Origin of the sequence: Eikenella sp. NML070372 (genome assembly GCF_001648415.1) — a bacterium.
GTDB lineage: Bacteria > Pseudomonadota > Gammaproteobacteria > Burkholderiales > Neisseriaceae > Eikenella > Eikenella exigua.
The window spans coordinates 910,946-925,744 of record NZ_LXSN01000004.1 but is presented as its reverse complement, the minus strand read 5'-3'; the positions used below and the strand labels follow the sequence as shown (position 1 = coordinate 925,744).

Annotated in this window: 12 protein-coding genes; 3 read left to right on the top strand and 9 right to left on the bottom strand. The window is 59.2% G+C overall.

Annotated elements, in window-relative coordinates:
• Positions 1-472: 472 nt before the first annotated feature.
• Both purN and A7P97_RS06230 read left to right on the top strand, forming a co-directional pair.
• Positions 473-1,093 (top strand): phosphoribosylglycinamide formyltransferase, encoded by a 621-nt coding sequence (gene purN / locus A7P97_RS06235; protein WP_067530819.1) that lies wholly within the window; start codon positions 473-475, stop codon positions 1,091-1,093.
• A gap of 167 nt (positions 1,094-1,260) precedes the next feature.
• Positions 1,261-1,908, top strand: a complete 648-nt coding sequence (locus tag A7P97_RS06230; RefSeq protein ID WP_067530818.1) for a DUF4189 domain-containing protein — start codon at positions 1,261-1,263, stop codon at positions 1,906-1,908.
• Between the two features lie 111 nt (positions 1,909-2,019).
• Here the strand turns inward: A7P97_RS06230 and A7P97_RS06225 are convergent, their stop codons facing one another.
• The 6 genes from A7P97_RS06225 to argH all read right to left on the bottom strand — a co-directional run bounded on the left by A7P97_RS06225 (position 2,020) and on the right by argH (position 7,821).
• The gene (locus A7P97_RS06225) at positions 2,020-2,907 is read right to left on the bottom strand and encodes a lipid A biosynthesis lauroyl acyltransferase (protein WP_067530817.1); all 888 of its coding nucleotides are present in this window, start codon (positions 2,905-2,907) and stop codon (positions 2,020-2,022) included.
• Positions 2,908-3,040: 133 nt separating this feature from the next.
• The gene (gene cysE / locus A7P97_RS06220) at positions 3,041-3,835 is read right to left on the bottom strand and encodes a serine O-acetyltransferase (RefSeq protein ID WP_067530816.1); all 795 of its coding nucleotides are present in this window, start codon (positions 3,833-3,835) and stop codon (positions 3,041-3,043) included.
• A 174-nt stretch (positions 3,836-4,009) separates the two neighbouring features.
• Positions 4,010-5,269, bottom strand: a complete 1,260-nt coding sequence (rho, locus tag A7P97_RS06215) for a transcription termination factor Rho (protein WP_067447115.1) — start codon at positions 5,267-5,269, stop codon at positions 4,010-4,012.
• A gap of 253 nt (positions 5,270-5,522) precedes the next feature.
• Entirely contained in the window at positions 5,523-5,849 is a 327-nt protein-coding gene (gene trxA, locus A7P97_RS06210) for a thioredoxin TrxA (RefSeq protein ID WP_003823052.1), read from the bottom strand.
• Between the two features lie 273 nt (positions 5,850-6,122).
• Positions 6,123-6,284, bottom strand: a complete 162-nt coding sequence (locus A7P97_RS06205) for a DUF2788 domain-containing protein (protein ID WP_369799520.1) — start codon at positions 6,282-6,284, stop codon at positions 6,123-6,125.
• A gap of 148 nt (positions 6,285-6,432) precedes the next feature.
• A complete protein-coding gene (argH, locus tag A7P97_RS06200) occupies positions 6,433-7,821 on the bottom strand; it encodes an argininosuccinate lyase (RefSeq protein WP_067530814.1) in 1,389 nt (462 codons plus the stop codon).
• Positions 7,822-7,984: 163 nt separating this feature from the next.
• Between argH and A7P97_RS06195 the strand changes: the two genes are divergently transcribed.
• Positions 7,985-9,115, top strand: coding sequence for an anhydro-N-acetylmuramic acid kinase (locus A7P97_RS06195; protein ID WP_067530813.1), 1,131 nt, complete (start codon positions 7,985-7,987; stop codon positions 9,113-9,115).
• Positions 9,116-9,417: 302 nt separating this feature from the next.
• Here A7P97_RS06195 and pepN read toward each other — a convergent pair whose 3' ends face one another.
• The 3 genes from pepN to A7P97_RS06180 form a co-directional block, all read right to left on the bottom strand.
• Positions 9,418-12,087 (bottom strand): aminopeptidase N, encoded by a 2,670-nt coding sequence (gene pepN, locus A7P97_RS06190; RefSeq protein ID WP_067530812.1) that lies wholly within the window; start codon positions 12,085-12,087, stop codon positions 9,418-9,420.
• A gap of 219 nt (positions 12,088-12,306) precedes the next feature.
• Positions 12,307-13,527, bottom strand: coding sequence for a heme biosynthesis HemY N-terminal domain-containing protein (locus A7P97_RS06185; protein WP_067530811.1), 1,221 nt, complete (start codon positions 13,525-13,527; stop codon positions 12,307-12,309).
• Complete coding sequence (locus A7P97_RS06180) at positions 13,524-14,777, bottom strand: uroporphyrinogen-III C-methyltransferase (protein ID WP_067530810.1); 1,254 nt, start codon at positions 14,775-14,777, stop codon at positions 13,524-13,526. Before A7P97_RS06180 ends, A7P97_RS06185 begins: the two co-directional genes overlap by 4 nt.
• Positions 14,778-14,799: the final 22 nt, after the last annotated feature.

Sequence of the window (14,799 nt, the reverse complement as noted above, 5' to 3'; positions counted from 1 at the left end):
CCGTTTAGCTGCGTAAAAACAAGCCCTCTTGCAGAGGTCTTGTTTTAACTTCGTTAAAACGACCCCTTCTAACGAAGGTTCCGTTTTTACTCCGCAGAAACTCGTCCTCCTCCGGAGACCTCGTTTTCTTTGTTTCGCCAAAGAAAAGGAAGCAAAAGAAAGGCGACTGCGGTTGCAGGTTTGCTGCGCAAACTTCCCTCACTCCGCGCGGTTTTTTGGGCGCAAAGAGAAACTGGATTAGCTGCAACTTGCGGCTACGCCGCTTCGGGCATGCAAGCCCTTGTCCCCCGAAAAACCGCGCTCCGTTCGGCTGCGCCAGCAGGGAGCGGCACAGCCCAGCCGATTGCACCAAATGTTTCGTTCCTGACTTTAGAATAGGTTATTTTTATTTTTTATTAGTTGGTTATACGATATTTGCATACACAAGAGGCTACCTGAAAAATATTCCCACCACTTTTCAAATGATTACACCATGACCAAAACCGTCATCCTCATTTCCGGCCGCGGCAGCAATATGCAGGCCGTGGTGCAGGCCAATATCCCCAATCTGCACATTGCCGCCGTGCTCTCCGACAACCCACAAGCCCCCGGCCTGGCCTGGGCGGCAGAGCAGGGCATCCGCACCGCCGCCCTCAATCCCAAAGACTACCCCAGCCACGCCGATTTCAACCAAGCCATGCTCGAGATGGTATCTGCCCATGCGCCTGACCTCGTGCTGCTTGCCGGCTATATGCGCATTCTCCCGCCCGAGTTTTGCAGCCGCTTTGCCAATCAAATCATCAACATCCATCCCTCCCTATTGCCCGCCTTCCCCGGCCTGCATACCCACCAACGCGCCATCGACGAAGGCTGCCGCCTCGCCGGCTGCACCGTGCACTTCGTAACCGATAAGCTCGATTGCGGCCCCATCATCGCCCAAGGCGCCGTACCCGTATACGATTCCGACACCGCCGACACCCTGGCCGCACGCGTGCTGAAAATCGAGCACCAACTGCTGCCGCAAGCTGTGGCCGACTTCGCTGCCGGCAATCTGAGCATCCACGGCAAACGGGTGCACAACCGGCGCACCGCGGGCGGAACCGGGCAAGATTGAGCGTATGGCAAGCAGGGGCAACTTATATTGTCCACATCAAAATGTTTTGTTTATCTTTTTCAGGTAGCCTTCAAGCAGCGGGATAGATGTTTACAATATCTTGTTTTTTGTTACGATCCGATCATCGGCAATACCCTTATTCCCCCTTTCCAAACAGGAGCGGCAAGATGAAGCAAACCATGATGAACACGGCAGCGGGCGTATTGGCGGCAGTGCTATTGGGCAGTGCGGGCTTGGCATATGCCAACCCCTATCCGGTTGGCTCGCAGCAATGGCACAACTTTAATGGCATCATGCAGTCGGAAGCAGATCGGATACAACGCGAGCGCAATGCCGTACGGCAACAGCCGATCAACCGCGGCCCCACCGCCGCCGAAATACGCGCCTGGGAGCAGCGCGAGGCGGAGGTGCAAGCACGTATCGCCCGTTTCCGCGCCACGCCGTATTGGATGGCCATCGGCTGGGATCCGGTAAACAAAGGCCTGCTTTGGCCGGGCGGCTACCGTTTGGAACAGCGGGCGATTGAGGCCGTGCAGCAAAATTGCCGCTCATCCCGTTGTGAAATCTTGGCTACCTTTGCCAATAGTTGTGCCGTACTGGTTACGGCCACCGACAGGCCGCAGAGCCGGCGGGATATCTTTGTCGGTATCGACAGAGATGATAGGAGAGCCGCAGTTAAAGCCAGACAGGCCTGTACGGCGGCACGCGGGGAAGGCGATGACCGCTGTTTTTATTCCGAAATCGAAACCGGAAAGGGTGCAGAAGGCACGGCTTTCTGCGTGGGCTACGACCACAGTCTTTACAATCAGCGCTAAAACCTGCCGTTTGAGGCTGAAAAGGCTACCTGAAATGTTTTCAGGTAGCCTTTGGGCTGGAATGGGCAGAAAACAGGCCGTTGGAAGATTGGTTTCCAACGGCCTATATTGTTAGGCGCGGCCGGATTTGGCGTAGAAATCGGGGCTGCCTGCGGGGCGGGTTTTGAAGCGTTTGTGCAGCCAGAAGTATTGCTCGGGCTGTTCGCGCACGCGTTCTTCGATGAAGTGGTTCATGCGCTGTACGTCGGCTTGCACGTCTTCGCTGGGAAAGTTGTCCCAGGCGGGGTAGAAGCGCAGGGTAACGCGGCCGTCGGGCTGGCGGGTGGGGATGGCGGGCACGACTTTGGCCCGGGTGAGGGCGGCGATGCGGGGGAGGCCGGCAATGGTGGCGGTGGGGATGCCGAAGAAATCGGCGAAGATGGAATCTTTGGGGCCGAAGTCTTGGTCGGGCAGGTAGAGGAAGGGGGCGGGGTCGGCGCGCAGGTGTTTGATGATGGCGCGCAGGCCTTCGGTGCGGCCGATGAGGAAGACGTTGTTGTAGCGGTGGCGGCCGCGCAGGATTTGCTGGTCGAGCGCGGGGGTTTTCTGGTGGGAATACATGCTGGTGAGCGGCACGTCTTGGTTGAGCGCATACACGGCGAGCTCGAAGGCGGTGAAGTGGGGATAAAGCAGGATGACTTTATTCCCGGCGGCGAGTTCGTTGTCGAGATGATGTTTGTCTTGGTAGTGGACGAGGGATTTGAGCCGCTCGGCGCTGCCATACCAATAGAGGCCGTATTCGAGGATGAGTTTGGCCATGTGGCGGAAGTGGCGTTTGAGCAGGGTTTTTTGCTGTTGTTCGCTCAATTCGGGGAAGCACAGGCGCAGGTTGATTTCGCCGATGCGGCGGCGTGGGGCGACGGCATAATAGGCGAGGCTGCCGATGGCGTCGGCCAGCTTTTGGATGGCGGCGAAGGGCAGGAGTTGGATGAGGTAAAGAAAGAAAAAGGCGGCTTTCATGGGCGGGTGCAATCGGGCGGGTGGCGGGATTATACAGCGGCGGGCAGGCGGAAGGGCTACCTGAAATCATCTGCCGGCATGTTGGCCGGGCAGAAAGCTGTGCTGTTTGTTTTCAGGTAGCCTTTATCTGCCATCATGAATCCAAGCTTTGATCCATATCGGCGGAGGGGCGCACGTTGCCTTGGCCGATTACGCGGGCGGGTACGCCGACTACGGTACTGTGGGCGGGCACGTCGTGCACCACCACGCTGCCGGCGCCGATTTTGGCGCATTCGTTCACGCGGATGTTGCCGAGGATGGAGGCATTGGCACCGATCATCACGCCGTCGCTGATTTTGGGGTGACGATCGCCGCCTTCTTTGCCGGAGCCGCCGAGGGTAACGCCGTGCAGGATGGAGATGTCGTTGCCCAAAATGGCGGTTTCGCCCACTACAAGGCCGGTGCCGTGATCGACCATAATGCCGTGGCCGAAACGGGCGGCGGGGTGGATGTCGATGCCGAACACTTCGGAGGCGCGGTTTTGCAGGAAGTAGGCGAGGGTTTTGCGGCCGTGCTGCCACAGCCAGTGGTTGATGCGGTGGGCTTGCACGGCGTGGAAGCCTTTGTAGTAGAGCAGCGGCAGGTAGTAGGCGTCGCAGGCGGGGTCGCGTTCGTAGTAGGCGACGATGTCGGCCTGCATGGCTTTGGAAATGCGGGTGTCGCTGTCGAGTGCCTGGAAGAAAATTTCATTGAGCGCGCGGCTGTCCATCACGGGGCTGGCGAGCTTGCTGGAAAGGTGGAAGGCGAGCACGCGGTCGATGCTGCTGTGGCGCAGCACGGTTTGGTGTAGGAAGCTGGCGAGCATAGGTTCGCTTTGGGCGGCTTGGGCGGTTTCGGCCAGGATGGTTTGCCACAGGGTGCGGCTGTCGGCGTAGTCGAGGGTGGTCATTTTATCGTTGCTTAAAACAAGAATACTACCGCATTGGCTCGCCTTGCCGTACTGGCTGTACTGCCTACGGCTCGCCGCCTTGTATTGTTTTGTTTGAAGTGGCGATAGCTGGCTTTTGGGCGAATGCGGAATGGGTTTCAGGTAGCCTGAGAGGCTACCTGAAATACGGCGGGCTTATTTGCCGCGCATCAGCTCGAAAAACTCGTCGTTGTTTTTGCTGTCTTTGAGTTTGCCCACCAGGAATTCGGTGGCTTCGAGGTCGTCCATCGGGTGGAGGAATTTGCGCAGCAGCCACATGCGTTGCAGGCGGTCGTTGGAAACGAGCATTTCTTCGCGGCGGGTGCCAGATTTGTTGATGTTGATGGCGGGGAAAACGCGTTTTTCGGCCATGCGGCGGTCGAGGTGCAGCTCCATGTTGCCGGTGCCCTTGAATTCTTCAAAAATCACGTCGTCCATGCGGCTGCCGGTTTCCACCAGCGCGGTGGCGATGATAGTGAGCGAGCCGCCTTCTTCGATGTTGCGTGCGGCGCCGAAGAAGCGTTTGGGGCGGTGCAGGGCGTTGGCGTCCATACCGCCGGTGAGGATTTTGCCGGAGGCGGGGGCAACGGTGTTGTAGGCGCGCGCCAGGCGGGTGATGGAATCGAGCAGGATCACCACGTCTTTTTTGTGCTCCACCATGCGCTTGGCTTTTTCAATCACCATTTCGGCCACTTGAACGTGGCGGGCAGCGGGCTCGTCGAAGGTGGAGGCCACCACTTCGCCGCGCACGGATCGGGTCATTTCGGTTACTTCTTCGGGCCGCTCGTCGATCAGCAGCACAATCAGTACCACTTCGGGATAGTTGGCAGTAATGGCGTGGGCGATGTTTTGCAGCATCACGGTTTTGCCGGTTTTGGGCGGCGCCACCAAAAGGGCGCGCTGACCCATGCCGATGGGGGAAACCAAATCGATGGCGCGGGCGGTGATGTTCTCTTCGGCCTTAATATCGCGTTCGAGCTTAATCGGACGGGTGGGGAAGAGGGGGGTGAGGTTTTCAAACAGGATTTTGTGTTTGCACACTTCGGGGTCGTCGCCGTTGATTTTATCTAGGCGCACGAGGGCGAAGTAGCGTTCGTTATCTTTGGGCACGCGCACGCTGCCTTCGATGGTGTCGCCGGTGTGCAGGTTGAAGCGGCGGATTTGGTTGGGGGAAACGTAGATATCGTCGGGGCTGGCCAAATAGGAAGTATCGGTGCTGCGCAAGAAGCCGAAGCCGTCGGGCAGGATTTCGAGCGTGCCGGAGCAGCTGAAGCTCTCGCCCTGTTTCATCATATGGCGGACGATGGAAAATACCAAATCTTGTTTGCGCAGGCGGTTGGCGTTTTCAATGCCGTGTTGTTCGGCCATTTCCAGGAGTTTGGAAATGTGCTGGGTTTGTAGTTCGGAAACGTGCATAAGATTGTGTTTTGTGTTGAATAATGGATAAATTGATTAAATGAACGCGCGGTTCAGATAATGGGGGAGGGATAGGGGATATGTGTGGGGATGGGTTTGGAAGATTTAAGAGTTTTGGCTGTTGTAAGCCGGAGAATGGGGCTGCGCACCAAAAGTGAGGCGGACGCAAAATGGTAGTATTCTAGGGGATTGAGTGGGGCTTGTCAAGAAAAGCCACCGCCGGAAGAAGCAGCGGTGGCGGAATAGGGCAGTATTACAGTGAAGCGTTCAAGAAATCGGTGAGCTGGCCTTTGCTCAGGGCGCCCACTTTGGTGGCCACGCGCTGGCCGCCGTTGAACACCATCAGGGTGGGAATGCCACGCACGCCGAATTGGGCGGGGGTTTGCTCGTTTTCGTCGATATTCATCTTCACTACTTGCAGCTTGCCTTGGAATTCTTCAGCGATGTCGTCCAGAATCGGGGCGATCATTTTGCAGGGGCCGCACCAAGGAGCCCAGAAGTCGAGCAATACAGGCAGCTCGGCTTTCAATACATCTTTTTCAAAGGCTGCATCGGAGGTGTGGATGATTTGGTTGCTCATGTTTTTTCCTTTCAGATAGGGATTTCGGATGGTAGGCAAGATACGGGTTTCGCCGCAAAATAACAAGACCGGCAGTGCATCGGCAATGGCAGTTATAGTTTACAACAATGGCCGACAGATGGCGTTATTGAGGCTACCTGAAAATGTGCAGCCGTGGTTTTAACTTCGTTGAAGTTTCGTTTTCTCTTCGTAAAAACTCAGCTTCTGGCAGAAATTTCGTTTAGCTTCGCAGAAACTCGGCTTCCTTTAGAAACCTCGTTTTCAGGTAGCCTTTCAAACAGGTTGCTTCAAAATCAGACTCACCAACACTTCCTTCATCAAAAAGCCCATCACGCCCAAGCCGAGCACAAAAAACGGTATGGCCATGCTGAATTTGCTGGCACTGGATTTTTTGCCCAAGTCCCAAATGATGAAGCCGATGAAGATCACCAGCACGCTGAGGCCGATTTTTATTTCCAGGCGGAGAGTGGGGCTTTGGTCATGATGTTTCCTTTATTAATTAAGATGGTGTGAAGGGCGTATTATATCGCTAAAGTTTGTGCAAAGCAGTGGTGGTGGCAACAGGCTACCTGAAAGATAGGCGTTATACATTTTCTTCTAACATCTCGCGCCAGCGGGCTACCTGAAACTTCACCTGCTCCGGTGCGGTGCCGCCCAAGTGGTTGCGGGCGTTCAGGCTGCCTTCGGGGGTGAGCACTTGGTAAACGTCGTTTTCAATTAATGCGCTGAAGCCTTGCAGCACGTCCAACGGCAGGTCTTCCAGCCCGCAGCCTGCTTGTTCGGCGTGGCGCACGGCTTGGGCGACGGCTTCGTGGCTGTCACGGAAGGGCAGGCCTTTTTTGACCAGATAATCCGCCAAATCGGTGGCGGTGGCGAATCCTTGCAGCACGGCGGCGCGCATGGCTTCGGGCTTCACGGTGATGCCGCGCATCATGTCGGCGTAAATCCGCAGGGTGTCGATGAGCGTGTTCACGGTGTCGAAGAGCGGCTCTTTGTCTTCCTGATTGTCTTTGTTATACGCCAGCGGCTGGGATTTCATCAGCATAATCAGGCCGGTGAGGTGGCCGATGACGCGGCCGGATTTGCCGCGCACGAGTTCGGGCACGTCGGGGTTTTTCTTCTGCGGCATGATGGACGAACCGGTGCAGAAGCGGTCGGCAATGTCGATGAAGCCGAAGCGGGGCGACATCCACAAAATCAGTTCTTCGGACAGGCGGCTCAAATGCACCATCACCAGCGAGGCGGCGGCGGTGAATTCGATGGCGAAGTCGCGGTCGGACACGGCGTCGAGCGAGTTTTGGCAGATTTGTTCGAAGCCTAGGAGCGCGGCGGTGGTTTCGCGGCGAACGGGGAAGGTGGTGCCGGCCAGTGCGGCGGCGCCCAGCGGCATGCGGTTGGTGCGGCGGCGGCAGTCGGCCATGCGTTCGTCGTCGCGGCCGAACATTTCCACATAAGCGAGCAGGTGGTGGCCGAAGCTGACGGGTTGGGCTACCTGTAAATGCGTGAAGCCGGGCATGACGGTGGCGGCGTTTTGCTCGGCCAAATCGAGCAGGGCAGCCTGCAAGTCTTTAATCAGGCGGCGGATGGCGGAGATTTCGTCGCGCAGCCACAGGCGGATGTCGGTGGCGACTTGGTCGTTGCGGCTGCGGCCGGTGTGCAGGCGTTTGCCGGCGTCGCCGATTTTGTCGGTGAGGCGGCGTTCGATGTTCATGTGCACGTCTTCCAAATCCAGCGACCATTGCAGGCTGCCTGCTTCGATTTCGGCTTGGATTTCGGCCATGCCGCGCCGGATGTCGGCCAAATCCTGCGCGGAAAGCACGCCTGCTTCGTGCAGCATCTGCGCGTGCGCGAGCGAGCCTTGGATGTCGTGGCGGGCGAGGCGTTGGTCGAAGTTGATGGAGGCGGTGTATTGTTTGACGAGTTCGGACACGGGCTCGTTGAAACGGCCGGACCAGGTTTTTTGGTGGGTCATGAGGGATTCCTTTATAGACAAATGGTTTTCAGGTAGCCTTCCATACCGTTAAAGACTACCTGAAAGCAGTACGGGCATTATAGTCTAATCCTCCAATGGGGCTACCTGAAAACAGCTGCCGTTCGCTATATAATGCCGCCGTCTTTCCCACATAGTTTGCACCATGACCCAATACTATATCGGCCTGATGTCCGGCACCAGTATGGACGGCGTAGATGCCGTGCTGGCGGCTTTTGACGGCACGCGCTGGCAGGGCGCGCTCGGCCATTTTGCCGTGCCCTACGGCGATGATTTGCGCCGCCGCCTGCTGGATTTGCAAAACCCCGGTGGCAACGAAATCCACCGCAGCGAAGTGCTCGCGCAAGAGTTGGCCGCGCTCAACGCTCAAGCCGTGCACGGCCTGCTGGCGCAGCAAAAGCTTGCCCCGCGCGATATTGCCGCCATCGGCGCGCACGGCCAAACCGTGCGCCATGCGCCCGAACACGGCTACACCGTGCAGCTCATCAACCTGCCGCTCTTGGCCGAGCTCACCGGTATCGATACCATCGGCGATTTCCGCCGCCGCGACATGGCCGGCGGCGGCCAAGGCGCGCCGCTCGTGCCCGCTTTCCATCAGGCCGTGTTCGGCAGCCCGGAGTATGGCCACGTGGTGCTCAATATTGGCGGCATCGCCAACATCAGCGTGTTGCAACCGCATGCCGATGCCAGCGGCTTCGACACCGGCCCCGGCAATATGCTGGCCGATGCCTATATGCAGCACCATTTCGGCCAAGCCTGCGACCGAGACGGCACCCTTGCCCGCAGCGGCCGCGTGATTCCCGAGTTGCTGCAAACCCTGCTGGCACACCCTTATTTCCACCGTATCCCGCCGAAAAGCACCGGCCGCGATTTGTTTTCCCTCGATTGGCTGCAAGGCTACCTGAAAAACAGCGAAACCAATGCGCTATTGCCAGAAAACAGCTATGCCCCCGCCGATATCGTGCGCACCCTCAACGCCCTCACCGCACAAAGCATCGCCGACGCCATTGCCGCCCATGCCCCGGGCGTGCGCGAAGTGTTTGCCTGCGGCGGCGGCGTGTTCAACCCCGTGCTGATGGCCGAGCTCTCCGATAGGCTCGTCCCGCTCGGCATCCGCACTGCCACCACCGACGAGCTAAACCTGCCGCCGCAATGGGTGGAAGCTGCCGCCTTCGCCTGGCTCGCGGCCTGCCGCGTGTGCCGCGAGCCGGGCAACCCCCACGCCGCCACCGGCGCGAAACAGCCCTATATCCTCGGCGCTTGGCATTGCGCGTGAGCCAGTGTAGACCATGCTGCCGATAGGGCAGATCCTAGTTTTCTAGTTACTTGAGTTAAAAGGCTACCTGAAATTTCAGGTAGCCTTTTTGTTTATAGCGGATTAACACTTCGATACGTGTAGTGAGCCGCCGGCTGTGCAGCGATATGGCAAGTGTAGCCATGCTTTAGCAGAAGTGGAGAGGGTTTGTTATAGGCTGGGCATCTGCTACCCACGCATTTGTGTTCAAAGGCTACCTGAAATTTTAGCTTCGCAGAAACTTTGCTACACGGTGTTTCAGGCAGCCTTTTGTTGTCTCCCTCCTATGCGGAAGCCTGCAAAATCTTGCCGATGATTTCGCCGCTGTCTTTGGAGAGGGCGGGGTTTGCGGCGAGTTTTTGCAGCTCGGCGCGCATCAGGCTGCGGCGCTGCGGTTCGAGCTGGGCGCAGATGTTGAAGGCTTGGGCGAGGCGGGCGGCGATTTGGGGGTTGAAGCGGTCGATGCGCCCGATTTGGCTGGCGAGGAAGGCGTAGCCGCTGCCGTCTGCGGCGTGGAAGTGCGGCACGTTGCGGCTGAAGCTGCCGAGCAGGGAGCGGGTTTTGTTGGGGTTTTCTAGGCTGAAGGCGGGGTGTTCGAGTGAGGCGGCCACTTGCGCGGGGGTGTCGGTGCGGTGGCTGGCGGCAATCAGGCTGAAGTATTTGCACATCACAAGGTCGTCACTGTGGAATTTGGCGGCGAACTGTTCGAGCAGGCGGTTGCGCTCGGGGCGCTCGTTGTGGTTGATGGCGCTGAGGATGCCCCATTCGTGGGTCATGTTGTGTGCCATTTGACTGTAGTTGGCGGCCACTTGATCGATGTGCCCGGGGTGGGCGCGCAGGATGAAGGCGCGGCAGGCGTTGCGCAGGGCGCGCCAGCCGGCCTGCTGCGGATGGTATTCGTAAGGCTCGGCGAGGCCGGATTGCTCTTCTTCCAGGCGGCGGGCTTCGGCGTTGAGGGCGGCAAATTGGTCGGCAAAGTGTGCGGCGATCAAATCGAGCAGGGCTTCTCGGGCGCGGTGGACGATGAGCGGATCGACGTTTCGGCGGCCTATCCAGAGTTCGGCTTCGTTGGGAATGGCGAGCAGGGCGGCTTGGAAGGCGGCGCCGATGTCGGCACGCAAAACGTAGTCGATGGCTTGCAGCAGGGCGCGGTGTTCGGGCAGGGGGCTACCTGAAAGCAGGGCGGCTTCGTTGGCAGCGATGGCGCGGCGGTAGAGGGTTTGCGCGGCTTCCCAGCGGGCGAAGGGGTCGCTGTCGCAGGCGAGCAGCACGGAGAGTTCGTGCTCGCTGTAGGCGTAGTTCAGGTTTACCGGGGCGGAGAAACCGCGCAGCAGGGAGGGGACGACTTGTTGATAGTTGCCTTCAAATTGCAGGGCAACGCTTTCTTCGGCCCGGCGCAGGGTGAGCACGGCTTCGGTTTGCGTGTGTCCGTTTTCAGGTAGCCTGAAGGGGACGGGCTGGCCGAAGGTGTCTTCGTCGGCGCTGAACAGGGCGATTTTGAGCGGAATCATCATCGGCTGTTTGGCGGCCATATCGGGAGTGGGCGGTATGCTTTGGCGGATGTTCAGCACGAAGCGGTTGCCGGTTTGCAGGCTACCTGAAACATCCAGCACCGGCGTGCCGGCCTGGCTGTACCACAGGGCGAATTGCCCGAAATCAAAGCCGTTGGCATCGGCCATGGCGGCGCGGAAGTCGTCGCAGGTAACGGCTTGGCCGTCGTGGCGCTGGAAATAAAGCTTCATGCCTTTCTGGAAGCCCTCTTCGCCCAAGAAGGTGTGATACATGCGCACCACTTCCGCGCCTTTTTCATACACGGTGAGGGTGTAGAAATTGTTCATTTCCACATAGCTGGCGGGGCGCACGGGGTGGGCGGTAGGGCCGGCGTCTTCGGGGAACTGGTGGGCGCGCAGGAAGGATACGTTTTCAATCCGGCGAACTTCGCGGCTGGCGCGGTCGGCGGAGAATTCTTGGTCGCGGAATACGGTGAGGCCTTCTTTGAGCGAGAGCTGGAACCAGTCGCGGCAGGTAACGCGGTTGCCGGTCCAGTTGTGGAAGTATTCGTGGGCGATCACGCCTTCCACACGCTCGAAATCGGCGTCGGTGGCGGTGCGGCTGTCGGCCAGCACGCAGGCGGTGTTAAAAATGTTCAAGCCTTTGTTTTCCATCGCGCCCATGTTGAAGTCGCCCACGGCCACCACCATGAAAATATCCAAGTCGTATTCGAGGCCGAAACGGGTTTCGTCCCAGCGCATGGCGTGTTTGAGCGATTCGATGCCGAAGCGCACTTTGCCCGCATCTTCGGCGCGGGTGAAGAATTCGAGCGCCACTTGGCGGCCGCTTTTCGTGGTGAAGCTGTCGCGGGTGCACACCAAATCGCCGGCCACGAGGGCGAACAGGTAGCTGGGTTTGGCGAAGGGGTCGTGCCATTCGGCCCAGTGGCGGTTGTCTGGCAGCGTGCCGTGGCCGGTGCGGTTGCCGTTGGAAAGCAGCACGGGGAAGCGGGTGCGGTCGGCACTGATGCGGGTGGTGTAGATGCCCATCACGTCTGGGCGGTCGGGGTGGTAGGTGATTTTGCGGAAGCCTTCCGGCTCGCATTGGGTGTAGAGGTTGCCGCCGCTGGCGTAGAGCCCCATCAGGGATTTGTTGTGGTGCGGATAAAGGCGGGTGGCTACGCTCAGCTTGAAGGGCTGGGCGGGGACGTGCGGGATGGATAGGGTGTTGTTTTCTAAAGTGTAGGCGGTTTCAGGTAGCCTTTGGCCGTTGAGCTCGAGGAAAACCAGCTCGGCCGAGCCTTGCAGCACCAATGTGCCGCCGGCATCGGGCTGGGGCTGGATGGAAAGTTCGGCGGTAACGGCGGTATGGTCGTCATACACGTCGAAATTCAGGCGGATGTGCGGCACGAGGTATTCGGGGGCGCGGTAGTCTTTGAGGTAGTGTGCGGTTTGCTGGGGCATGACGGGCGGCCTTGTGGAAGAATGGAAAGCAGGTATTTTAGCGCAAAACGGGGCTGGGTTTTAGCTTCGCAGAAACTCAGCTTCGGCTGCGCCGAAACATCGTTTTCAGGTAGCCTGATGCGGCAAAGATCTCGGGCTGCTGAAAGAGGATGAAACAATATAAAGGCTACCTGAAAGTCAGCCATGACTGTTTTCAGGTAGCCTTTTTGCCATATGCCTTTATTCGGCGGCGGTTTCGTCGTCTTCCGGAGTGATTTCGGTCAGCACCAGCTGGCGTTGCTGCTCGGCCTGCTCGGGTTTGTCCATTTCGTCGAACACTTTGGCCAGCACCAGGCGTGCCTGCGGGGTGGCTTGGGCTTGCAGGCTGGCTTCGAGGTAGCCTTGGGCTTTGCCCCACAGTTGTTTGGCGTAGGCCATTTGGCCGAGGTGCAGCAGCAGGGAGGCGTCTTGCGAGGCGTCGTGCAGCCAGCCTTCCACGGTATCCATGATTTTCTGCTGTTCGCGCGGGCTCAGGTAGCGGGCGGCTTCAATCATGGGCGGCAGGAGCTGGGCATTACGATGCTTGGGATAGTGGGCTTTTACCCATTTCACCACACGGGGATACTGGCCGATTTGCAGCATTTTTTCGGCGATCGGGGCGCAGAGTTCGCCTTCCTGCATTTCTTTGGGAATGCGGCCGAGGCAGGCTTTGAGGGCGGGATAGTCGGCGGCGAGGGCGAGGAGTTCGCGCCAAGCCCATTCGCGGTATTGGGCGGCTTCGGCGGCGTTGAGGGCGGAAGCCTTTTCCAGTTTGGCCACGCGGTCGAGCACTTCCAAGGGACTATTTTGCTCGAACATATAGCGCAGCTGCAGGCGCACCAGGCGGGTGAGCTTGGGGTTGATGGCGGCAGCAGCGGCCAGGGCGGCCTCGGCGGCGGGATAATCTTGCCGGTTGAGCGCGGATTCGGCTTCGAGCAGGTGGCGCGAGAGTTGGGCTTTATGCGGCAGCTGGGCGATTTCTTTCAGGTAGCCTTCACGCTTGGCATCGTCGCCCATTTGGTCGGCGCTGTGCACGGCGAGCATCAGGGCGAGGGTGCGGTTGTGACCGGCTTCTTTGTTTCCCAGCACTTTGGCGGCTTCTTGCTCGGCGTGTTGGAATTTGCCTTCAAAGTAGGCGAGGCCGGCTTTGTTGAGCGCGGTTTCGGCATGATGCGCCTGGCGGCTGCGGCCGAAGCGGCGCACGCGGCCGGGAATGTTGATGATGCCGTTAATCAGGCGCAGCAGCAGGTAGAGCAGTACCACGAACACGATCATGGCGCCCACAAATAAATGCAGGTTTACCGCAATCTGGGTTTGGGTTTGATCGATAACGATATACACGTTGCCGCTGTAATGCTGCGCGGCAATGGTGAGGCCGACTGCGGCGGCAAACAGCACGATAATCCAAATCAGGCCTTTCATGATTCAATTCCCTTGTGAGCGGCGGAAGCCTGAGCCGGCGCCGGAAGCGCGGGGGCGGGGGCTGCCGGTGTGGGTTGGCTGGCCGGTGCGGGCGCGGGCACGGAAACGGGCGCGGCAGGCTGCGAAGCAGCGGCTTCGGAAGCGGCTTCAGGCTGGCCGAGGATTTCGCCTTGGCGCTGCTGGTGATAGGCGGCGATGGCTTTCAGGCTGGCAGAGAGGCTGTCGCCCACGTTGCCGCTACCTGGCTGAATGGCTTTGAGCTGGGCGATTTCGCGCAGCCAGGATTGGGCGGCGGGAGTGGCGGCGTCAAAGTATTGGCGCACGGCGTTTTCCGAGGCGGCCAGGTCGTTTTGGTAAATATCGTTTTGGCGCTGCATCAGAGCCACGCGGGCGGAGAGCAGGTGAAGGCGCAGATTTTCGCGCACATAAAATGCCTGTTCGGGCGACATCAGGAGCGCATCGGTGCTATTGAGGCGGCGGATTTCCACCATGCCTTTGAGGCCGCCGAGGGTGCGGTTCCAGGCTTGGCGCCACCACGGATCATTCGGCGAGGCGGCAGCGGGCGCGGCGGCCTGCGGCGGGCGCAGGCTGGAATCGGCCAAGAGCGGCAGTGCGCCTACGGCGGCTTCCAGACGGCTCAAGCGCAGCGCGGCGTTGGCGGTGTCGGTGAAGGGGCGCTGGCGCAGTTTGGCCAAGTCGGCGCTAACGGCCTGTTTCAAAGGCAGCAGCTGCGGCTGCTCGAAACGTGCCAAACGGGCATCCAGCCCTTCGAGCACGGACACGGCGGCGGGCACGTTGTCGGCAATCACCAACTGCTGCCCGGCCAGATTGAGCGCGGCTTCGGCTTCGTCCACCACCCAGTCGCTACGGGTTTTCAGCAGCTCTTGCAGGGCGCGGTTGTTGGCGGCGGCTTCGGCCTGCTGGGTTTGCATATCGCTTTGCAGCTGCTTGATTAGGGCTTCGTTGTCTTGCAGCTTGCGGCTGGCATCGGCTAACAGGGCGGCGTTTTGCGATTCGCCCAAGGCAGCCTGATTGATTTTTTGATCGAACTGGATTTCCTGGCGTTTGAGCAGGTTTTGCCCCTGCACAAACAAAAAGCCGCTGGCACCCAGGCCGAGCACGGCCAGCACGAGGGCAAACGCGCCCAAACCTTTACCGCCGGATTTAACAACCACCGGCGCGACAGGGCTGGCCGGGGCGGGAGCGGGAGGCTGTACGGCGGGTACGGATTCGTTTTCCGGTTGGCTCATGCTATTCCTTTCATAGTATTCA

Bases quoted from the DNA above. Each gene is read 5' to 3' on its own strand.
- purN (WP_067530819.1), top strand. From the start codon at position 473: ATGACCAAAACCGTCATCCTCATTTCCGGCCGCGGCAGCAATATGCAG.
- A7P97_RS06230 (WP_067530818.1), top strand. From the start codon at position 1,261: ATGAAGCAAACCATGATGAACACGGCAGCGGGCGTATTGGCGGCAGTG.
- A7P97_RS06225 (WP_067530817.1), bottom strand. From the start codon at position 2,907: ATGAAAGCCGCCTTTTTCTTTCTTTACCTCATCCAACTCCTGCCCTTC.
- cysE (WP_067530816.1), bottom strand. From the start codon at position 3,835: ATGACCACCCTCGACTACGCCGACAGCCGCACCCTGTGGCAAACCATC.
- rho (WP_067447115.1), bottom strand. From the start codon at position 5,269: ATGCACGTTTCCGAACTACAAACCCAGCACATTTCCAAACTCCTGGAA.
- trxA (WP_003823052.1), bottom strand. From the start codon at position 5,849: ATGAGCAACCAAATCATCCACACCTCCGATGCAGCCTTTGAAAAAGAT.
- argH (WP_067530814.1), bottom strand. From the start codon at position 7,821: ATGACCCACCAAAAAACCTGGTCCGGCCGTTTCAACGAGCCCGTGTCC.
- A7P97_RS06195 (WP_067530813.1), top strand. From the start codon at position 7,985: ATGACCCAATACTATATCGGCCTGATGTCCGGCACCAGTATGGACGGC.
- pepN (WP_067530812.1), bottom strand. From the start codon at position 12,087: ATGCCCCAGCAAACCGCACACTACCTCAAAGACTACCGCGCCCCCGAA.
- A7P97_RS06185 (WP_067530811.1), bottom strand. From the start codon at position 13,527: ATGAAAGGCCTGATTTGGATTATCGTGCTGTTTGCCGCCGCAGTCGGC.
- A7P97_RS06180 (WP_067530810.1), bottom strand. From the start codon at position 14,777: ATGAGCCAACCGGAAAACGAATCCGTACCCGCCGTACAGCCTCCCGCT.